General features: G+C 64.7%; 20 protein-coding genes and 1 riboswitch. Of the genes, 9 read left to right on the forward strand and 11 right to left on the reverse strand.

Going from position 1 to position 17,534, the window contains the following annotated elements; genetic code table 11:
• Window positions 1–101: 101 nt before the first annotated feature.
• A complete protein-coding gene (locus ACSSV4_RS11055) occupies window positions 102–413 on the forward strand; it encodes an ETC complex I subunit (protein ID WP_454275200.1) in 312 nt (103 codons plus the stop codon).
• Between the two features lie 264 nt (window positions 414–677).
• On the opposite strand, the gene ACSSV4_RS11060 is transcribed toward ACSSV4_RS11055, so the two are convergent.
• The 5 genes from ACSSV4_RS11060 to ACSSV4_RS11080 all read right to left on the reverse strand — a co-directional run bounded on the left by ACSSV4_RS11060 (window position 678) and on the right by ACSSV4_RS11080 (window position 4,707).
• Window positions 678–1,301 carry a hypothetical protein gene (locus ACSSV4_RS11060; RefSeq protein WP_454275201.1) on the reverse strand — a complete coding sequence of 208 codons (624 nt, stop codon included), beginning with the start codon at window positions 1,299–1,301 and terminating at the stop codon, window positions 678–680.
• A gap of 501 nt (window positions 1,302–1,802) precedes the next feature.
• On the reverse strand, window positions 1,803–2,141 hold the full coding sequence (locus ACSSV4_RS11065) for a helix-turn-helix domain-containing protein (RefSeq protein WP_454275202.1): 339 nt from the start codon (window positions 2,139–2,141) through the stop codon (window positions 1,803–1,805).
• 291 nt (window positions 2,142–2,432) lie between these two features.
• Window positions 2,433–2,813: a hypothetical protein gene (locus ACSSV4_RS11070; protein WP_454275203.1), complete on the reverse strand. Its 381-nt coding sequence runs from the start codon at window positions 2,811–2,813 to the stop codon at window positions 2,433–2,435.
• 78 nt (window positions 2,814–2,891) lie between these two features.
• Window positions 2,892–3,767: an S-methyl-5'-thioadenosine phosphorylase gene (locus tag ACSSV4_RS11075; protein WP_454275204.1), complete on the reverse strand. Its 876-nt coding sequence runs from the start codon at window positions 3,765–3,767 to the stop codon at window positions 2,892–2,894.
• A gap of 133 nt (window positions 3,768–3,900) precedes the next feature.
• Window positions 3,901–4,707 (reverse strand): cysteine hydrolase, encoded by an 807-nt coding sequence (locus ACSSV4_RS11080; RefSeq protein ID WP_454275205.1) that lies wholly within the window; start codon window positions 4,705–4,707, stop codon window positions 3,901–3,903.
• A gap of 138 nt (window positions 4,708–4,845) precedes the next feature.
• On the opposite strand from ACSSV4_RS11080, the gene ACSSV4_RS11085 reads away from it, so the two are divergent.
• On the forward strand, window positions 4,846–5,787 hold the full coding sequence (locus ACSSV4_RS11085; RefSeq protein WP_454275206.1) for an AraC family transcriptional regulator: 942 nt from the start codon (window positions 4,846–4,848) through the stop codon (window positions 5,785–5,787).
• Here the strand turns inward: ACSSV4_RS11085 and ACSSV4_RS11090 are convergent.
• Window positions 5,754–7,136 carry a diguanylate cyclase gene (locus ACSSV4_RS11090; RefSeq protein ID WP_454275207.1) on the reverse strand — a complete coding sequence of 461 codons (1,383 nt, stop codon included), beginning with the start codon at window positions 7,134–7,136 and terminating at the stop codon, window positions 5,754–5,756. The two genes, ACSSV4_RS11085 and ACSSV4_RS11090, sit on opposite strands and share 34 nt — an antisense overlap.
• Before the next feature lie 87 nt (window positions 7,137–7,223).
• On the opposite strand from ACSSV4_RS11090, the gene ACSSV4_RS11095 reads away from it, so the two are divergent.
• The 5 genes from ACSSV4_RS11095 to ACSSV4_RS11115 all read left to right on the forward strand — a co-directional run bounded on the left by ACSSV4_RS11095 (window position 7,224) and on the right by ACSSV4_RS11115 (window position 11,486).
• Entirely contained in the window at window positions 7,224–7,508 is a 285-nt protein-coding gene (locus ACSSV4_RS11095; RefSeq protein ID WP_454275208.1) for a DUF3572 domain-containing protein, read from the forward strand.
• Window positions 7,505–8,197: an HAD family hydrolase gene (locus tag ACSSV4_RS11100; RefSeq protein WP_454275209.1), complete on the forward strand. Its 693-nt coding sequence runs from the start codon at window positions 7,505–7,507 to the stop codon at window positions 8,195–8,197. The genes ACSSV4_RS11095 and ACSSV4_RS11100 overlap by 4 nt, the downstream gene beginning before the upstream one ends.
• On the forward strand, window positions 8,194–9,078 hold the full coding sequence (locus tag ACSSV4_RS11105) for a DMT family transporter (RefSeq protein WP_454275210.1): 885 nt from the start codon (window positions 8,194–8,196) through the stop codon (window positions 9,076–9,078). Before ACSSV4_RS11100 ends, ACSSV4_RS11105 begins: the two co-directional genes overlap by 4 nt.
• Window positions 9,079–9,179: 101 nt before the next feature.
• Complete coding sequence (locus tag ACSSV4_RS11110; protein WP_454275211.1) at window positions 9,180–10,742, forward strand: trimethylamine methyltransferase family protein; 1,563 nt, start codon at window positions 9,180–9,182, stop codon at window positions 10,740–10,742.
• Window positions 10,743–11,003: 261 nt separating this feature from the next.
• Complete coding sequence (locus tag ACSSV4_RS11115) at window positions 11,004–11,486, forward strand: VOC family protein (protein ID WP_454275212.1); 483 nt, start codon at window positions 11,004–11,006, stop codon at window positions 11,484–11,486.
• 134 nt (window positions 11,487–11,620) lie between these two features.
• On the opposite strand, the gene ACSSV4_RS11120 is transcribed toward ACSSV4_RS11115, so the two are convergent.
• Genes ACSSV4_RS11120 through ACSSV4_RS11130 form a run of 3 tightly spaced genes read right to left on the reverse strand, consistent with a single transcriptional unit; the run spans window position 11,621 to window position 13,757 of the window.
• Window positions 11,621–12,364 carry an ABC transporter permease gene (locus tag ACSSV4_RS11120; protein WP_454275213.1) on the reverse strand — a complete coding sequence of 248 codons (744 nt, stop codon included), beginning with the start codon at window positions 12,362–12,364 and terminating at the stop codon, window positions 11,621–11,623.
• The gene (locus ACSSV4_RS11125; protein ID WP_454275214.1) at window positions 12,361–13,017 is read right to left on the reverse strand and encodes a TenA family protein; all 657 of its coding nucleotides are present in this window, start codon (window positions 13,015–13,017) and stop codon (window positions 12,361–12,363) included. The genes ACSSV4_RS11120 and ACSSV4_RS11125 overlap by 4 nt, the downstream gene beginning before the upstream one ends.
• 11 nt (window positions 13,018–13,028) lie before the next feature.
• A complete protein-coding gene (locus tag ACSSV4_RS11130; protein WP_454275215.1) occupies window positions 13,029–13,757 on the reverse strand; it encodes an ABC transporter ATP-binding protein in 729 nt (242 codons plus the stop codon).
• Window positions 13,758–13,803: 46 nt separating this feature from the next.
• Window positions 13,804–13,909: riboswitch (TPP riboswitch) on the reverse strand.
• A 116-nt stretch (window positions 13,910–14,025) separates the two neighbouring features.
• On the opposite strand from ACSSV4_RS11130, the gene ACSSV4_RS11135 reads away from it, so the two are divergent.
• Together ACSSV4_RS11135 and ACSSV4_RS11140 are read left to right on the forward strand one after the other, a co-directional pair.
• On the forward strand, window positions 14,026–14,628 hold the full coding sequence (locus ACSSV4_RS11135; protein WP_454275216.1) for a heme NO-binding domain-containing protein: 603 nt from the start codon (window positions 14,026–14,028) through the stop codon (window positions 14,626–14,628).
• The gene (locus ACSSV4_RS11140) at window positions 14,625–15,647 is read left to right on the forward strand and encodes a diguanylate cyclase domain-containing protein (protein ID WP_454275217.1); all 1,023 of its coding nucleotides are present in this window, start codon (window positions 14,625–14,627) and stop codon (window positions 15,645–15,647) included. The genes ACSSV4_RS11135 and ACSSV4_RS11140 overlap by 4 nt, the downstream gene beginning before the upstream one ends.
• Before the next feature lie 18 nt (window positions 15,648–15,665).
• Here the strand turns inward: ACSSV4_RS11140 and ACSSV4_RS11145 are convergent, their stop codons facing one another.
• Window positions 15,666–16,097: a c-type cytochrome gene (locus ACSSV4_RS11145; RefSeq protein WP_454275218.1), complete on the reverse strand. Its 432-nt coding sequence runs from the start codon at window positions 16,095–16,097 to the stop codon at window positions 15,666–15,668.
• A 194-nt stretch (window positions 16,098–16,291) separates the two neighbouring features.
• Window positions 16,292–17,488, reverse strand: a complete 1,197-nt coding sequence (locus ACSSV4_RS11150) for a hypothetical protein (RefSeq protein ID WP_454275219.1) — start codon at window positions 17,486–17,488, stop codon at window positions 16,292–16,294.
• Between the last annotated feature and the right edge of the window lie 46 nt (window positions 17,489–17,534).

Genomic DNA, 17,534 nt, shown 5'->3' on the forward strand with positions numbered 1-17,534 from the left:
CCTAATACCTGCGCCTATCGTTCTGGACAGCGGCTATTCGCCTCTTGTCCAACCCCCTGCGATTTGGGATAAACCTCACCAGATCAAACACGGAGAGGCTCATGCCCGCGCGCATCTACAAACCCGCACGTAACGCCATGCAGTCGGGCACGGCCAAGACCAAGCACTGGGTGCTGGAATTTGTGTCGGAAACCAGGCGCGAGGTCGATCCACTGATGGGCTGGACCTCGAATGAGGACACCCAAGCGCAGGTGCGGCTGCGCTTTGCCACCAAGGAAGCTGCGCTGCAATATGCCAAGGAGCATGGCATCGACGCCGTGGTTCAGGAGCCGCACAAGCGCAAGACCAACATTCGCCCCGGCGGGTATGGTGATAATTTCGCCACTAATCGCCGTCAGGTCTGGACCCACTGACCGGAGTGTTCCGGATGACGCTCTGTGTTGGCGGGGCATTCCTGTGGGCCGCGATATTCAACAACCTCAACAGTATCCTCGACGTCTGAAGGAGAGCGCGCGGCGTTCGGACGAGGGCGCATATCCCGGCGCGGCCAAGGAGGCGGCCTCGTCACATCGATAAGGGAAGCAGCACCGGAACAGGGTCTGGGGGAACCCGCATTCCGGCGCTGCTTGCGCGATTGGTGAAAGCTGGGGACTGACACCAACCGATCTTGGGGGCGCTCAGCGCGGCTTGCCGTTGAGTGCCATATCCGCGGCTGTCTTGACAGCCAGCCAGAGCGTGGTCTGCGCCACCGGCGTCTTGAGCGTGATATCCCACTTATCCTGCCAACTCGGGGCGAAATCGTTGACCTCGAAATCCTCAGACAGGACGATCACCGGACACTCATCGCAAGCTTCGCCGGCGGCGCTGAGGAACGTGCCGAAGGCGGGCCCTTGGTCGGTGAAGCTGTCGCGGTCGATCATGACGATGTCGGCGAGACCGGCAAAACGGAACAACCATTCGTAGAAATAGGCAGGATCATGGACGACGGTCACGTCGAGGCCGAAGATCGTTTCGAGCCAAACCTGCAAGTTGGTGATGTTACGCGACGGCTTGGCGAGGATCAGGACGGTCTGGTTCGTGAACGCACTGCGCATCTCGATCTCGCGCGCCGTGGCTTGCGGACTGTCGAGACCCACTGCATCCAGACGCCGCTCGCTTTCCCGGAACAGGCGGGTCGCAAGGCCGGGCTCCTGCGGCTTGTCCCAACGCGGTCGCGCGGACGAGGGTGTCGGCTTGATGTAAGACGACAGTCGCTCGAAAAGTGACAAGCGCTCGGGTATCTTCAACGATTCAAAACTCATCGGACCCTCCATGACGACCTGACAGACAAGATACGTGATATATCACAGATTTCAAGTCCCTTATGGTTTTGATCCGCAGTTTGGGTTTCAGGGCCTGGCTCGTAAAACACCTATAGCGTGTATATTGGAGGTTATAGATTGCAATTAAAAGAAGAAATATGAAAATTTAACAGGATGAGCAAAGTATTGCTCAACCCAAGGTAATTTATGGCATTTCTTGACGCCATGTGAGGGCAGGTGATAAATCACGAAGCAGTGACGGTGAAACAATCATATAATGGCGCATGCCGCAGAACGCGCTCCGGCGCATAGGAACGGTGCTTGCGAGGCTGCGGCATGGGTCATAGGTCGTTACGGCTGAGGGTTCGCGCATGCGCTGCGAGGGCTGCAAGACATGTGAGGCGCGACGAATGGAACAGGCGAATTTCATGGCGGAGTTCAGCGCCATCATGGACGAGAAAGCCCGCCTTATTTTCGCGACGAAAATGAGATGCTATGGGTTCACGTCTTGCGAAGCGATCGAAGCGTCGCCAGAAGCTGTTGCTGAGTTGCTTCGTCAAGCTCATGCAGAAGCGCTTGCAATTCCGTCGATACTGTCGCCGGAGCAAATCCGAGGAGTGTCCCGGGATTGACTCCCAGTGCGGCTTCGAGCGCCATGACCGTTTGCACGCGAGGGCTCTTGATGCGGCCTTGTTGAATATCCGTCACGGCCCGGGCGTTCAGGCCCGCGCGTCGGGACAGTTGAGCAGCGTTCATGCCTGCCTCATTCATGTAATGCGTCAGCCGTTTCTGAAACGCCTCGATGTCGAACCCTGCTTTTTCCAGGTGTTCATATGACATGTGACTTGTCCCCAGCACTTTTACCCGTTCCAAAACTATAATCTCTTACATTTTCACGCAATCCAGCAGACGGTCGCTCTGTTTTTGATTGTCGCGCTTGTTGTTGTGCGAGCCGTTTGTGGCATAAATCACATTTTTCAGCTATGGCTCATAAGGATAGTATGGGGAAAAATCAACTAATAAAGGAACTTGTGTCGAGCGTGATGTTCGTGTTGAGAAATTACACGCGAATGTGATGCTGGGCCGGGTTTTTCACAGCGTGCCGAAGACGGTGACGCCCTGTCCGGCGCGTCATTGACCACCCCGATAGGTTGCAATCGCTTCTGTAAGGTTGGTGACGATCCACAGGACAAAGGCGAAGACCACGACGCAGAGCAGAAAATTCAATGCCGATTGTACGAAGCGTGCAAGATGCCCCGTCGGATTGCCGAGAAACGGGATCTCGGGGCGCAGCAGAAAGCGCGAGGCGATATATCCGAAGAGCAACGCGGAGAGCCCCCAATAGGTCAGGTCGAGGATGAGGCTGTCGCGTATACGGGCGAGGTAGCTGGCGAAACCCACCATCAGAACCCAGCGGATCACCTGAAAGATCTCATCGGTCAGCGCCTCGAAGCGGCGGCCCACGCCATAGCGCCAGTTCTGGTCGGTGAGGGTGGCAATGATCCGTGTCATGCCCTTGTTAATGGGCGTTGCGCGCGCGGGCGTCCAGTGCTGTGACACCCCGCGCGCGAAGAGTTGAGCGGCGCGCGATCAGCCCAGAACACGCCCCGCCACGGCATCAAGCCGCGCCACGAGGACCGGGTCGCGTTTGTCGGGGGCGGTGAGGATGGCAAACTCGAGTGCGCGGTCGCAGCCATGCGGGCAGGGCACGCGCTCGGGGCCGAGCAGAGCGGGCAGGCGGCGCACCATGTTGCGGCCCTTGTCGGCATTGCCCGCGAGGGTGGCGATGATGTCGGAGATATCGACCTCGCCGTGATGCGGGTGCCAGCTATCGTAATCGGTGATCATGGCGACCGAGGCGTAGCAGAGTTCGGCCTCACGGGCGAGCTTGGCCTCGGGCATGCCGGTCATGCCGATCACGTCGCAGCCGAAGGCCTCGCGATAGAGTTTCGATTCCGCCATGGTCGAGAATTGCGGGCCTTCCATGGCGAGATATGTTCCGCCCCTGTGCACCGTGATGCCCGCGTCGCGCGCCGCCGTCTCGCAGGCGTCCGAGAGGCGCGGGCAGGTGGGGTTTGCGACGCTGACATGGCCCACGCAGCCGGGGCCGAAAAAGCTTTTCTCGCGGGCGAAGGTTCGGTCAATGTACTGATCCAGAATGACGAAATCACCCGGGGTCAGGTTCTCGCGGAACGACCCGCAGGCCGAGACCGAGATCACATCGGTCACGCCGAGGCGTTTGAGGGCGTCGATATTGGCACGGTAGGGCACCGAGGAGGGCGTGTGCACATGGCCGCGCCCATGGCGGGGCAGAAAGGCCATTGCGACGCCGCCAAGCGTGCCGGTCAGGATCGCGTCGGAGGGCGGGCCCCATGGGGTCTCTACCGTTTGCCATGTGGCGTCCTGCAAGCCGTCGATCTCGTAAAGCCCCGAGCCGCCGATCACGCCGATCCTCGTCTGTGTCATGTCCCGCCATCCCCGCCTGATTGATGCTGTCACAGGAGTAGGCGGTTTCCGCGAAAAAGAAAATGCCCGCGCGGTCCGTGATCCGCGCGGGCGGGCTTGCCCTCATCCCCGAGGGCGGGGCCAGGTGACGCGCTCAGCCGAGCATCGCCACGACCTCATCCGTGGACCACAGGGCGTTGGCCATGTAGCGGAAGTTGGTCAGAGCCGCGAGATAGCCATCGCCCTCGGGCAGCATCGCCGCCGCCGTGCCGTCAGAGACGACCGCCACCTCGAACCCCTGTTCGAGCAGTTCGCGCATATGGCTCTCGGTGCAGAGATTGGCCGACATGCCGGCGAGGATCACCTGATCGACACCGGCCTTGCGCAGCTGCAGGACCAGATCGTTGGTCTCGGGGCCGTAGACCTTGTGGGGCGAGCATTGGATGGTCTTGCCGTCCTCGATATATTGTTTGTATTGTGGCATGTAGTCGGCGCCTGAGCCCTCGAACCCCTCAAGGCTGAGCGGGCTCTTGCGATCGAACATGCCGATCTTGTGCATCAGCTTTTCCAATGCGCCCTCGAACTTCCAGCCGTGATCGGTGGGGTAGTAGTAATGCGGCGAGACGGCGACGGGGATGCCTGCGCCCTTGGCCGCCTTGAAGAGACGTTCGATGTTGTCGACGGTGTTGTTGCGCTTGACACTGTCGCCGACTGCGCCCCAGGCGACCCCGTCGGGCGACAGGAAATCGACCTGCGGGTCGGTGACGACGAGAGCCGCGCGGGTAAGATCGAGCTGCATGTCGCTCGGCGGCAGGAAAGGCTCTGCCGGGGGGGCGTAGGGGTTGTCCTGCGCCTGCGCGCCGGTGGCGGCAAGTGTCGTCGCGGCGGCGGCCAACGCGGCGCTGCCGGTCAGGGCCTGACGGCGGGTGAATTTGGGATCGTGGTCATGTCCGTTACACATCGGGGGTGTCCTCCTTAGGGGGTTCAGCAATTCGTCCGAGCCCGAGGCTAGGTGGATCGACGTGCCTTTGCGTCCCGAATATGTGGCAACCACGATTATTTTGGTGCCTTTCGTTCCGGGATCCGGCAAGTTGCCGACATGACGACCTACGCCGATCACGACCGTATCCTGAGCGAGCTGGAGATCAGCGCGGACCCGTTCGCAATCTGTGCGCTGGAGGGGGCGTGCAGCCTGGGGCTGGGTCGGGCACCGCGCGCGACACTGCATTACGTGCTGGGCGGGCGGGGGGAATTGCGGCTGCCCGGGCACACGCCACTGCTGCTGGAGCCGGGACGGCTGGTTCTCGTACCGGCTGCGATGCGCCACAGCCTGTGCAATCTTGGCGGCGGGCAGGTGGGGCTGTCGGCCTGTCAGCCCGCAGGCCTTGACCTGGAGGCCCACATTGCGCGCGGCGAGGCTGGTGGCAACATGATCGTGCTCTGCTCGACGATCTCGCTGGGGCTGCGGGCGACACACGGGCTGATCGACCTTCTGCGCGCGCCGCTGAGCCTCGATGTGGCGGGCACACCGGTGGCGGCGCAGGCCATGGCGGCCTTGCTGGTCGAGATGAGCGCGGAGCGGGTTGGCACACATGCGATGGTCCGCGCGCTCTTGCTGCAATGCATGATCGAGATGCTGCGCCAGCGGCTGGAGGAGCGCGATCCGGCGGTCACATGGCTGGCCGGGTTGTCCGATCCGAGCCTCTGGCGGGCGCTGCGTGCGATGCTTGATGATCCGGGCGCGCCACACGGCGTCGAGAGCCTCGCCGAGGTGGCAGGAATGAGCCGGTCGCGCTTTGCCGAACGGTTTCAGGCGGCCTATGGGCAGGGGGCGATGGGCTTCCTGCGCGAGTTGCGGCTGGCGCGCGCGGCACAGATGCTGAGCGAGGGGCGCGAGCCAGTCAAGCGGGTGGCGCAGAAGGTGGGATTTGCCAGTCGCAGCGCCTTTACCCGCGCCTTTATCGACGCCTGGGGTCAGTCACCCCGCGCGTTCCGCGCGGGCCGTGATCAGGCCGCCGAGCGGGCGCAGAAACTCGCCTGATTTCGCCCCTGCGCCTTGGCGAGATAGAGCGCGCGATCGGCCTCTTCGAGCAGCCCCGCGACAGCAGGGCCGGGCAGGCCCGGGCGATGCCGGGCCACGGTCACGCCGATGGATATGGTGACGCCGATCGCTCTGCCCGTTCCGGGCAGCGGTACCGACATCTGGCGGACGGCATCGCAAAGCCGTTCAGCGATGTCCAGAGAGCGGCTGCGGGGGGTGTCCGGCAGCACGATCAGGAACTCTTCGCCACCGATCCGGGCGAGCATATCCTGCTCGCGCAACTGGGCGCGCAGCCGTTGGGTTACCTCGCACAGGACCGCATCGCCGACGGCATGGCCGTGCTGGTCGTTGACCGCCTTGAAGAAATCGAGATCGGCCAGCATGACGGTCAACTGGGTGCCGGTCTTGCGGCATTCTGTGATCTGGCGATCCAGATAGGGCAGGGCGTGGCGGCGATTGTAGGCCCCGGTCAGCGGATCGACGATCGCCGCCTGCAAACCCGACAGCAGATGCGCGCGCAAGCCCTCGCGATGGCGCTTGCGGCGCAGGTGGTTGTCGATGCGCAAGCCGAGTTCGACGTGATCGACAGGACCGGTGAGCACGTCATCGGCCCCGATATCGAGCAGGGTGACCGCGAGCGACGTGGCATCGGGCCCGAGCAGCGCGATCACCGGGCAGGCGCGGGAGCGCTGCGCCGCCTTGAGATCGGCAAGCAAGCGCAACCCGTCCTCGGCCTGCGCCATGTCGATGTGAATCACGTAGATGTCGGTCGCGTCCGGAGGGGTTGGGGCATCGAGGGTCAGGGCGATGTAGGAATGGCCGCTCTGCCGGATCATCTGGCCGCGCAAGGCAAGGGCGTCGGCACGGCTATGGCCGACGATCGCGACGCGCGCCGGGGTGACGAAATCGGACTGCGCATCGGCAAAGCCCGCGCCTTGTGTCCCGCCGATCGCCTGCGCAGCCAGTTCATGGTCGCTGTGATGTTGGCGCAGAAGGTTGCGCAAGCGCGCGAGCAGAAGCGGTTCGGATACCGGTTTGGTCAGGATATCATCGGCGCCGGATTGCAAGGCGGCGTGACGCTCTTCGCGGGAGCAGGCGGCCTGAAGCAGCATGATCGGGGTACCCCGGACATGGTCAAGGCCGCGCAGCGCGGCGACGAACTCATGCAGGGCAAGGCCCGAAACCGTGCTGTTCGAGAGAATCAGATCGGGACGCTCCCGTGCGGCGATGTCGAGCGCCTCCTGCGCGGTGGCGGCTTGCAGCACCTTGTAGGGGGTGGCGGAAAGCTTCACCTTCAGGACGATCCTGTTGGTGGCCAATTGATCGACGATCAGAATTTTCCCTGACATGGGCGCAACGCCTTTCTGACTTGCCCTTTGCATGAGGTTGACTATCCATGGCAGAGGTTAAGAAAACCTTTCCAGAAATTAACCGGAATGAAGATGCAGCAGGAATCCGCCGAAACGATCGCCTTGCAGGCCCTGGGCTGGCTTGCGGGAAATGAAGAACTCCTCCCGGTCTTCCTGGGGGCAACCGGGGCCTCCGAGGCCGATATGCGGTCGCGCGCGACCGAGCCCGAGTTTCTTGGTGCGGTGCTCGATTTTCTGATGATGGACGATGCCTGGGTGGTGGGGTTCTGCGACAGTCAGGGACTGAGCTACGAGACGCCGATGATGGCGCGTGCCGCCCTGCCTGGCGGGGCCCGGATGAGCTGGACATGAGTCGCGCCGACGGGGTCCTCTTCGACAAGGACGGCACACTTTTCGATTTTCATGCCACCTGGAGTGGCTGGACGCATGATGTGATACACCATCTGGCGGGTGGCGAGGCGCGGGTGATGGCGCGCATCGCCGAGGTGGCACAATACGATCTGGCGACGCGTGCGTTCCGGCCCACCAGCCCGATCATCGCCTGCACCAACCGCGAGGTCGCCGAATGTCTCGCGCAGGCGTTGCCGGGGCGCGCGATAGACGAGATCGAGACCTATCTCATGCTCAGTGCCGCCGAGGCTCCGCTTGCCCCCGCCGTGCCGCTGGTGCCTTTCCTGGACGGGCTGGCAGCGCGCGGATTGCGGCTTGGAGTGATGACCAATGATACCGAATATGGCGCGCGGGCGCATCTGACAACGGCGGGCGTTCTGGGGCATTTCCACTTTGTCGCCGGCTTCGATTCCGGGCATGGGGCCAAGCCTACGCCCGGACCGCTTCTGGCCTTTGCCAGCGCCATGGGGCTGGAGCCTGATCGCGTGGTCATGGTGGGCGACAGCGCGCATGACCTGATCGCGGGGCGCGCCGCCGGGATGCAGACGGTGGGTGTGCTGACCGGCACGGCCGTGGAAGCTGATCTTGCGTCGCTGGCCGATGCGGTGCTGCCCGATATCGGACATCTGCCGGATTGGCTTCTGGCATGACGCGCCACCCGCTGTTCGGCCTGTTGCTCGCCACGTTCGGCGCGTTGATGCTGACGCCCGACGCGCTTTTCATGCGGCTCTCGGGCATGGGCGGCTATCAGATGGTGGGCTGGCGTGGCCTGTTGATGGGGGCAGTGATGGTGGCGCTCTGGGCGCTGTCATCGCGCCGCAAGGGGCGCGATCTTGCCCTGATCGGGAGCGGCTTTGGCCTTGCCATCGTGGTGTGTCAGTATTTCAACGCCACGCTCTTCAGCCTCGGGATCGCGCATGCGCCGGTGGCGGTGATGTTGCTGGCGGTGGCGACGGTGCCGGTCTTTGCCGCCATCTTCGCCCGGCTGATCATCGGAGAGCCGACGCGCCGCGCCACATGGGTGACGATCATCGTGGTGCTGTTCGGCATTGCATTGGCGGTCTTTGGAGGCAAGGGGGCGGTGACGCTGACTTCCGATGCGCTTCTGGGGGCGCTTGCGGGGCTGGGTGTGGCGATGGTGCTGGCGCTCAACTTCGTGATCCTGCGCGCGCGCTCCGATCTGCCGATTCCGCTGCTGATCGGGCTGGGGGCGGCGCTTGCCGGGGTGACCGGCGTTGCGATCACCGGCCCGGCGCAGATGGCCGAGGGCACGGTCTGGGCGATCGTGGTCTGCGGCCTCGTGATCCTGCCGGTGTCGTTCTTCTCGCTGTCGCTCGCGTCGCGCTATACCCATGCCTCGAATGTCAGCCTTCTCTTGCTGCTGGAGACGGTGCTGGGGCCGCTCTGGGTCTGGATCGGGGTGGGCGAGGAGCCGACGCCGATGATGCTGGTGGGCGGCGTGATCGTGGTCGGCAGCCTCGCCATTTACCTCTGGCACACCGGACGACGGCGGCTCGCGCTGCAAACGTGAAAGCGGCCAAGGCAAAAACGACAAGATAAGTCGCAAAGCGGCATGTGGCGCGCATCGGCGCGGTGTTTCGTTGACCGGGACGAGCACCGGGAGGGCGTGACATGGCCGAGGATCTCAAGCGCAGGAAACGGACAGGCGGGCGTGCGGGCAGTGCCGCGCGGCGCGGCACGGCGGTGATCGAACAGATGCCGTGGAACCCGCCGATCAATACCGACCGGCCCACCGAACCGCTGCGCCCCGAGGGGGTGCAGGCGATCCATGACGGCGCGATGCGCATCCTCGAAGAGATCGGGATCGAATTCCTCAACCCCGAGGCGGTTGCGATCCTGCGCGCCTCGGGTGGTTGCGAGATCAATGGCGAGAACGTGCGCATGGGCCGCGATTTCGTCATGGAGATGATCGCGAAAGCGCCGGAAAGCTGGACCATCACGCCGCGCAACCCGGCGCGGCAATTGACCATCGGCGGCAATCACCTGAATTTCGGCAATGTCTCCTCGCCGCCGAGTTACTGGGACATGAAGATCGGGCGCAAGGTGACGGGCACCCGCGAGATGTGCCAGAACCTATTGAAACTGAGCCAGTATTTCAACTGCGTGCATTTCGTTGGGGGCTATCCGGTGGAGCCGCAGGACATCCACGCAAGCGTCCGGCACCTCGATGTGCTCTACGACAAGCTGACGCTGACCGACAAGGTTGCGCATGCCTATTGCCTCGGCAAAGAGCGGGTCGAGGACGTGATGGAGATGGTGCGCATCGCGGGGGGGCTGAGCCATGAGGAATTCGAGGCGACGCCGCGCATGTATACCAACATCAACTCGACCTCGCCCTTGAAGCACGACTATCCGATGCTCGACGGCTGGATGCGGCTGGCGCGGCGCGGGCAGGGGCTGGTGGTGACGCCCTTCACGCTGGCCGGGGCGATGGCGCCGGTGACGATGGCGGGGGCGGTGGCGCAATCGCTGGCGGAGGCGCTCTGTGCGGTGGTGCTGGCGCAGGTGATCCGGCCCGGTGCGCCTTGTGCGATCGGCACGTTCACCTCGAATGTCGACATGAAATCCGGCGCGCCTGCCTTTGGGACGCCCGAATACATGCGCGCAACGCAGATGACCGGGCAGTTGGCGCGGTTCTATCGTCTGCCGATGCGGGCCTCGGGGGTCTGTGCCGCCAATGTGCCCGACGGGCAGGCGATGTGGGAGACCTCGAACAGCCTGTGGTCGGCGGTGCAGGCGGGGGCCAACATGGTCTATCATGCCGCCGGATGGCTCGAGGGCGGGCTGATCGCAAGCCCTGAGAAATTCATCATGGATTGCGAAATATTGCAGCATATTCAGCGGTATATGGACCCGATGCTGACCGCGACGGGCCCTGACGAGATCGCTATCGACGCAATCCGCGAGGTCGGAGACAAGGGCCATTTCTTCGGCATCCAGCACACCCAGGACCGCTATACCACGGCGTTCTACGCGCCCTTCCTGAGCGACTGGCGCAACTACGAGGCGTGGGAGGCGGCGGGGGCCGTCTGGACGCCCGCACGGGCGCATCAGGTGTTTCAGGACATCATCGCAGGCTTCGAGGCCCCGCCGATGGACGCGGGTATCCGCGAGGAACTGGCGGCGTTTGTCGAGCGTCGCAAGGCCGAGGGCGGGGCCCCGACGGATTTCTGAAGAGGGGGTGAAAGCGGGGGCTGTAGTGCGTCGGTATTCTGTCGGTATTCCGGCGGTGCGGGGTTGGCGGTCGGGGAATGAGTATTTGGACCAAGAAGAAGGTGGGCTGAGGCTTGGGAATGAATTTCTGAGCGACCTCTGTGCGGACGTTGCTGCCGGTTGCGTCGACGCGGCAAATCCCTGCCTGTCATGGAAGGGAATTTGCGTAACCTCAGCCTGGCCAGAGACGTTGGCAACTGCCTTGAATACTGGGAGGATTGGATGACTTTTTTGATCAACTCGCTTGTCCCGGAGCTGTGGTGCTCGAACTTCGAAGTTTCACTGGACTTCTACACCGATGTGCTTGGCTTCGACATCGCTCAGCAACGGGGGGGCGATCCGCACGCTTACCTTTCGTTGCACGGAGCACAAATCATGATTGCTCACTGGAATCTGGATGGGAATTGGGTGCCATGGCATCCGGAAGATATGAACCAGCCTTATGGTCGCGGGATGAACCTTCAATTCATGGTGCCCGACGCGAGCGCGCTTTACGAGAGAGTTCTCTCTCGCGGCGTAAAGCCGCTGGTAGAAATGTACGAAGACGAAATCTGGAAGTCCGATTGCATGGACACGCGCCGCCAGTTCCTGATCTCTGACCCAGACGGCTACGTTGTGCGCTTCGCGCAAAGCATCAAGACGCGCCCCGTGGACCCGGTAGACGAAAGGAAACTGAACGCGCAATACAGCGCGAAGTCAGTCTGAGAATGGCAAAAGAATACCTTTCCATCGAAGAGTATCCCGCCGAATCTGACATTGGTTCAACGCGCAACAAAGGTTGGGAGGGCACCAAGCGGACTCTAGCCTCACGCCGCCCCACCCCTCACAAATCTTCGCACTCACCCCGCCGCCGCCCCGTCCAGCCACCGCCGACACGCACGGTCGACGCCCATGTGCAGCAGGAGCGTGAACACCGCCAGCACGATGAGGGCGGCGAACATGAGGTCGATCTTGGCGCGGCCGTTGGCCAGCAGCATCAGGTAACCCAGCCCCTTGGAGGCCCCGACCCATTCGCCGATGATCGCGCCGATGGGGGCGTAGACGGCGGCCAGCCGCAGCCCCGAGGCGAAGCCGGGCAGGGCGGCGGGTACGCGGATGTGCCACATCAGGCGCGGGCCGTTCGCCCCCATGATCCGCCCAAGGTCGAGCCAGTGCTGCGGGGTGCGCATCAGCGCGTCGAAAAAGGCCGAGGTGACGGGGAAGTAGATGATCAGGAGCGCCATGGCGATCTTGGACCAGAGGCCGTAGCCCAGCCAGAGGGTGAGGATCGGGGCGAGGGCGAAGACCGGGATCGCCTGGGAAAAGACCATCATCGGGCGAATGAGGCGGCGCGCGAGGGGCGAGGCGGCGAGGCCGATGGCCGAGAGCCCGCCGAGCACTGCGCCGAGGGCAAGCCCGATCAGCACCTCGGCGGCGGTGATGCCTGCGTGTTCCAGGATCAGCGCGCGGCTGGCCCACAGGGTCTCGGCCACGCGGGCAGGACCGGGCAGGATGAAGGGCGGGAGTGCGGCCAGCACCACCAGCGCCTGCCAGAGCGCCAGCGCCAGCGCGGTGGAGGTGGCGATGGTGATCAGGCGGCTCATGCTTCGGGGTAGCCTGCGAGGGCGGCGTCGAAGAAGGCGCGCTCCAGCCGGGTGGCGTGGGTGAAGGTTGCCTCGACCGCGCGCTGGTCCTCGGGGGAGAGGCCGAGCCAGACCGCGTCAAGCTGGCCGCGCAGGTAGGCGACCACGCCCTCGAAGCCGTCGCCACTGTGGAGCGTGATCCATTCGCCGAACCAGAACGGCAGGTCATCCGCCTTGTCGGCATGCGGCGTGGCCCAGTCGAGATAGGACCATTCGGCGACCACCAGCACGGCGAGCATCTGTTCATAGCGGCCCGATTGCGCGGCGTCGCGCATGACGGTCTGGAAGTCTGCGGTGACGGGATGGGCCGGGGCGGCGGGCTCTGCCTGACCGCCCAGAGCCTCTATCGCGCGCAGGAAATAGGTGTTTTCGGGGCCCGAGATCAGCCCGAGGAACTGCGCAGCCGGAATCGCGTCGGGGAGGGTGGGCGCATGGGCGATGGCCGAGGCCAGAAGCCGCACAAAGCCGTCGATGAAGAGATAATCCTGCCGCAGATAGGCCAGCATGCGCTCCTCGGGCAGGGTGCCCGCCGCCAGTTGATCGGTGAAGGCGTGGCGGGTGGCGGCCTGCCAGTCCTCGGCGCAAAGCGATTGCAGGTGATCGGTGGGGCGCATGGGGGGTCCTTTCAGGCGGGGGCGCGCAGGCGCGCGAGCAGTCGGCCCTGCGCGGTGAGGGTGTCTGGATCGTCCACGGGCCGGGGCACGGCGCCGGGGGGCGGTGTCACGTCCTCCAGCCCGGTCTCGGTGAGGATATGGATCGCGTGGCCCATGCGCGCGGCCTCGGCCGGGTCGTGGGTGACCATGAGCACGGTGCGGCCCTTGAGGTGTTCTGCCGCCAGATCCTGCATCTGCGTGCGGGTGCGCGCGTCGAGCGCGGAGAAGGGCTCGTCGAGCAGGATAACGGGGCGATCCTCCATCAGGGTGCGGGCGAGGGCGACGCGCTGTTTCTGCCCGCCCGAGAGCGCGCCGGGGCGTTTATGGGCGTGATCCTCGAGCCCGACGCGGGCGAGCATGCGCCGGGCGCGGGTGCGGTCGCGCGCCTCGCCCCGGAGCCGCGCGCCGAGTGTGACATTGCCGAGCACGTCGAGCCACGGCATCAGCAGATCGCCCTGCGCCATCAGCGCCATGCGCCCTGCAAGGGGGCGGTCGTCGGAGGCGGTGATGGTGCCGGTGAAATCGGTCACGTCGTCGACGCCCGCGATCAGGCGCAGGAGCGTCGTCTTGCCCACGCCCGACGGGCCGAGCAGGCAGGTGATGCGCCCGGCGGGCACGGTGAGGTGCAGCGGGCCAAAGACGTGCAACCCGCCGATCCGGGCGGTGCCGTCGAGTGTGAGCGCGGGCGCGTCGGGGCGCATGGGCGGCCTTTCGGTCGGGCGGATCGCGGGCATGGGGGAGGGACGCGCGTGCGCGGACTCCGTTCCCTACGCCGGTGCGAGCCGGATCAGGTTCGGTGGGTTGGCCGGGTGGCCTCTCAGCCCCGACAAGCGGGGCACCCCAACGGATGGGGCAGATGTAGCAACCGGGCCGATCCTTGGCAAGCGCCGTGCGTGTGCCGGTGGTCAGCCGTTCAGCGAATGTTAACGATTGGTTGCCATGCTGCGCGGGTACGAGGGGAGAGATGTCATGCACGGGTTGGTGAACCGCGCCTTGGAAAGATTTGCCCGCGACAGCTATGGCGACGGGCTGTGGCAGGAGGTGATGTCGGGGCTCGATCTGGGCTATAGCGAGTTCGAGCCGCTGATGCGCTATGAGCCGGAGGTGACGGAGCAGGTGCTTGCGGCGCTCGGTGGCCGGTTGCGGCGGTCACGTGATGATCTGCTGGAGGATGTCGGCACCTATCTGGTGTCGCATCCCAAGGTGGAGCCGATCCGACGTCTGTTGCGCTTCAGCGGCGTCGATTTCGCCGATTTCCTGCATTCGCTGGAGGATCTGCCGGAGCGCGCGCGGCTGGCGGTGGCGGATCTCGATCTGCCGCCCATTTGCCTGCACGCGCAGGGGGCCGGGCTGTATCGGCTGGAGGTCGGCTTGCACGATTGCAAGGGGTTGCGCTTTGGCCCGGTGGTGATGGGCGTTCTGCGTGCCATGGCAGACGATTACGGCGCGCTGGTGGTCCTCGAGCATCGCGGTGCCACCGGGACGGAGGAGTTGATCGAGGTGCGGTTGCTGGACGAGGGCTTTGCCAGCGGGCGGGCGTTCGATCTGGGGGCGGGGCGGCAGGCGGGATGAGACAGGTGACCCCCGAGGCGGTCAAGCCGGTGCTGCACCGGATCTGCCCGATGCATGCGGTGCTGGGGCCGACCGGCCACATCGTGCAGGCGGGGCCCACCCTGTCCAAGGTGATCGCGCAGCGTGCGGTGACGGGGGCGCGATTTCTCGAGTTGTTCGAGATTGTGCGCCCGGCACGGGTGCAGGACATGGCGGGCCTGCTGGCGCTCGACGGGGCACGCTTGCGGCTGCGGCTGCGGGCGGGGCCGCTGCATGCGTTCAAGGGGGTTCTGGCGCCGCTCGACATGGCGGAGGGACGTGGCGCGCTGGTCAACCTGTCCTTCGGCATCTCGGTGATCGAGGCGGTGCGCGATTTCGGCCTGACCGGGGCGGATTTCGCGGCGACCGACCTGACCACGGAAATGCTTTATATGCTGGAGGCGAAATCGGCGGCGATGGAGGAGTCGCGCAAGCTCAACCTGCGGCTGGAAGGGGCGCGGATCGCGGCGCAGGAACAGGCCTTTACCGACACGCTGACCGGGCTCAAGAACCGGCGCGCGCTGGATCACGTGCTCGACCGCATGGCGCAGAGCGGTGAGGGTTTCGCCCTTGTGCATCTCGATCTCGATTATTTCAAGCAGGTGAACGATACCCATGGCCATGCGGCAGGAGATCATGTGTTGCAGATTGTCGCGCGCCGCATGCTGTCGCTGGTGCGCCCGAGCGATGTGATTGCGCGGGTGGGGGGGGATGAGTTCATCCTGGTGCTTGACGGGATGCAGGCGCGCGATGTTCTGGCGGACCTGTCGCGGCGCCTGATCGCGAAACTTGAAGAGCCGATCGAGCATGACGGCGCGACCTGCCGGGTTTCGGCCAGTATCGGGGCGACGCTCAGTTGCCTTTACGAAACACTCGATATCGGCCAGATGATGGCCGATGCCGATCAGGTGCTCTATGCGGCCAAGGATGCGGGGCGTGGCTGCTCGAGGATTCATACGCCCGGTTCGCCCTCGGATCGGGGCATGCGCAGCGCGGGCTGACCTCTGTGACGGTCCGGCTCAGTTCGTTTCGGGAATGGCGACACGTTCGAGATAGGCCCAGACATCGCGGGCCTTCTGCGTGTCGCGCAGCTTGTAGGCCATTTTGCCGCGTGCCTCCGGATCGTCGAGATAGTCGCGCAGAAAGGCGGTGGCGTCCTTTACGTAGATCACGAAATCCGCCTCGTTCCAGCGCAGGCCCGACTGTCCGGCTGTCTCCATCGAACTGGAATAATGAAACCCCGGCACGCTTCCGGCATGGCGGCCAATGACGCCATAGAGATTGGGGCCTGTGCGCCCGCCCCGCACCACCGGCTGCCCGGTCTCGTCGATCACCGAATGGCAGGTACGGCAATCGCGGAAGATTTGTTCGCCGCGCTCGGCATCGGCCGCAATCGCGGGGCTGGACAGCCAGACCGCGAGCACGGGTATCACCCAAGGGTTGTATCTCATTCGTCCCCCTCCGCTGCGACATTTCCTACAAGGTGGCAAGTCATGCGCAAAAGGCAACCGGTTAACGCGGGGTGTCACGCGCTTGTCAGCTTTGGTCAACGGGATGTGAAGGCAGGGAGCCCGTCACGTCGTCTGGTCTGGAACACAACTTCAGGTTGTTAATGGTGCCGGACCGCGTTCCCTGATCCAGCCGGTCAGAGGGTTGGCAGGCGGTACATGCCTGCGCTGGAAAACGCGATCGAGGTTCCGCCGGCGATTTCGTCGGCAAAGCGGGCGGCGATCACGCGCAGCGCCGCTTGCCGCCCGCGCGCGATCAGCGCGCGTCGTGACGGAAGCGCGGGGGTCAGACCCGGCCTGAGCAGGGTCTGCGACCAGATCAGCGGATGCAGTTCCTGCAAGTGGTTCTCGAGCAGCCAGCCGAGACAGTCCTGGATGCGCGCGCGGGTGGTTTCCTGCGCGGCGGGCAGCGCCACGGTGCCGGTCGCCGGGGCCATGACCAGCCCGCAAAACGCGGCCAGTTGATTGACGACATGCTGATTGCTGCGGCGGGCGACGATATCGCGCAACCCGTCGATGAAGAAATCGGCCTCCAGCCGGGCAAGCGCGCCGCGATCGCGCGCGAGCGCATCGAGATAGACCCAGGTGTAGCCGCCCGCGCCCCAGACCTCCTGCGTGCGCGAGGCGGTGCGCCGCGCCTCGAGATCGAGGCTGTCGTAATCGCCGTAGCGCGACGGCAGGAGCGCCTCGCCGAGCGCGCGCATGTGGCGGGGCGTGTCGGGGTCGAGGTCGATCAGCGTGGCGTAGTCATCGGCCACGCGCAGGCGCGGGGTGGGCCGCGCCGCCAGCAACGCGCATTGCGCGGCGGCCAGCGACGGGGCATCGAGATCGGGCCCGTCAAACGGCGCGAGCAGCGCCTCGGCGCGCTGGAAATGCTCCAGAAAGCGCAGCTCGTGGGCCGAGATGCGCGGGTCTTTCGCAGTGGCGCGCCAGGCCAGGCCGATATCGACATGGGCATGCGCGAGCACGAGTGCCACCGGATAGCACCTGGGCAAGTCGGCATGGACCGCCTCCAGCGCCTCGATGCCGCTCGGGTCGGGCTCTGCCCGGTCATGCAGCGCGTCTTCGGCGGCGCTGACGACATCGGCGCGCGCGCCATAGGCCAGCAGGCGTGTGGCGGCTTCCCCGCCCGGGGTGCGCAGGCGGGCCGAATCGGCATATTCGATCAGTTCCGCGAGATCCTCCCACTGCTCTTGTCGGGCAAGTTTCTGGCCCTTGTCCTGATGCGTGGCGCGGGCCAGTTCCTCGTCGCTGATCGGCAGGGCGGGCAGCAGGATCCTTTTGGTCAGGCTGTCGAGGTCCGGCGTCTCCTTGTGGCGGAACCGGGATGTCAAACGGGCGAATCGCCGAGTGAAGAGGGATTTCAATGGTTTGGCGCGG

It is taken from the genome of Roseovarius sp. MBR-154 (genome assembly GCF_053628595.1).

Excerpts from the sequence above, each read along its gene's own strand:
- ACSSV4_RS11060 (WP_454275201.1), bottom strand. The coding sequence starts at position 1,301 with ATGAGTTTTGAATCGTTGAAGATACCCGAGCGCTTGTCACTTTTCGAG.
- ACSSV4_RS11075 (WP_454275204.1), bottom strand. The coding sequence starts at position 3,767 with ATGACACAGACGAGGATCGGCGTGATCGGCGGCTCGGGGCTTTACGAG.
- ACSSV4_RS11055 (WP_454275200.1), top strand. The coding sequence starts at position 102 with ATGCCCGCGCGCATCTACAAACCCGCACGTAACGCCATGCAGTCGGGC.
- ACSSV4_RS11115 (WP_454275212.1), top strand. The coding sequence starts at position 11,004 with ATGACTTTTTTGATCAACTCGCTTGTCCCGGAGCTGTGGTGCTCGAAC.
- ACSSV4_RS11100 (WP_454275209.1), top strand. The coding sequence starts at position 7,505 with ATGAGTCGCGCCGACGGGGTCCTCTTCGACAAGGACGGCACACTTTTC.
- ACSSV4_RS11080 (WP_454275205.1), bottom strand. The coding sequence starts at position 4,707 with ATGTGTAACGGACATGACCACGATCCCAAATTCACCCGCCGTCAGGCC.
- ACSSV4_RS11130 (WP_454275215.1), bottom strand. The coding sequence starts at position 13,757 with ATGCGCCCCGACGCGCCCGCGCTCACACTCGACGGCACCGCCCGGATC.
- ACSSV4_RS11110 (WP_454275211.1), top strand. The coding sequence starts at position 9,180 with ATGGCCGAGGATCTCAAGCGCAGGAAACGGACAGGCGGGCGTGCGGGC.
- ACSSV4_RS11095 (WP_454275208.1), top strand. The coding sequence starts at position 7,224 with ATGAAGATGCAGCAGGAATCCGCCGAAACGATCGCCTTGCAGGCCCTG.
- ACSSV4_RS11145 (WP_454275218.1), bottom strand. The coding sequence starts at position 16,097 with ATGAGATACAACCCTTGGGTGATACCCGTGCTCGCGGTCTGGCTGTCC.
- ACSSV4_RS11090 (WP_454275207.1), bottom strand. The coding sequence starts at position 7,136 with ATGTCAGGGAAAATTCTGATCGTCGATCAATTGGCCACCAACAGGATC.
- ACSSV4_RS11120 (WP_454275213.1), bottom strand. The coding sequence starts at position 12,364 with ATGAGCCGCCTGATCACCATCGCCACCTCCACCGCGCTGGCGCTGGCG.
- ACSSV4_RS11125 (WP_454275214.1), bottom strand. The coding sequence starts at position 13,017 with ATGCGCCCCACCGATCACCTGCAATCGCTTTGCGCCGAGGACTGGCAG.
- ACSSV4_RS11140 (WP_454275217.1), top strand. The coding sequence starts at position 14,625 with ATGAGACAGGTGACCCCCGAGGCGGTCAAGCCGGTGCTGCACCGGATC.
- ACSSV4_RS11085 (WP_454275206.1), top strand. The coding sequence starts at position 4,846 with ATGACGACCTACGCCGATCACGACCGTATCCTGAGCGAGCTGGAGATC.
- ACSSV4_RS11135 (WP_454275216.1), top strand. The coding sequence starts at position 14,026 with ATGCACGGGTTGGTGAACCGCGCCTTGGAAAGATTTGCCCGCGACAGC.
- ACSSV4_RS11070 (WP_454275203.1), bottom strand. The coding sequence starts at position 2,813 with ATGACACGGATCATTGCCACCCTCACCGACCAGAACTGGCGCTATGGC.
- ACSSV4_RS11105 (WP_454275210.1), top strand. The coding sequence starts at position 8,194 with ATGACGCGCCACCCGCTGTTCGGCCTGTTGCTCGCCACGTTCGGCGCG.
- ACSSV4_RS11065 (WP_454275202.1), bottom strand. The coding sequence starts at position 2,141 with ATGTCATATGAACACCTGGAAAAAGCAGGGTTCGACATCGAGGCGTTT.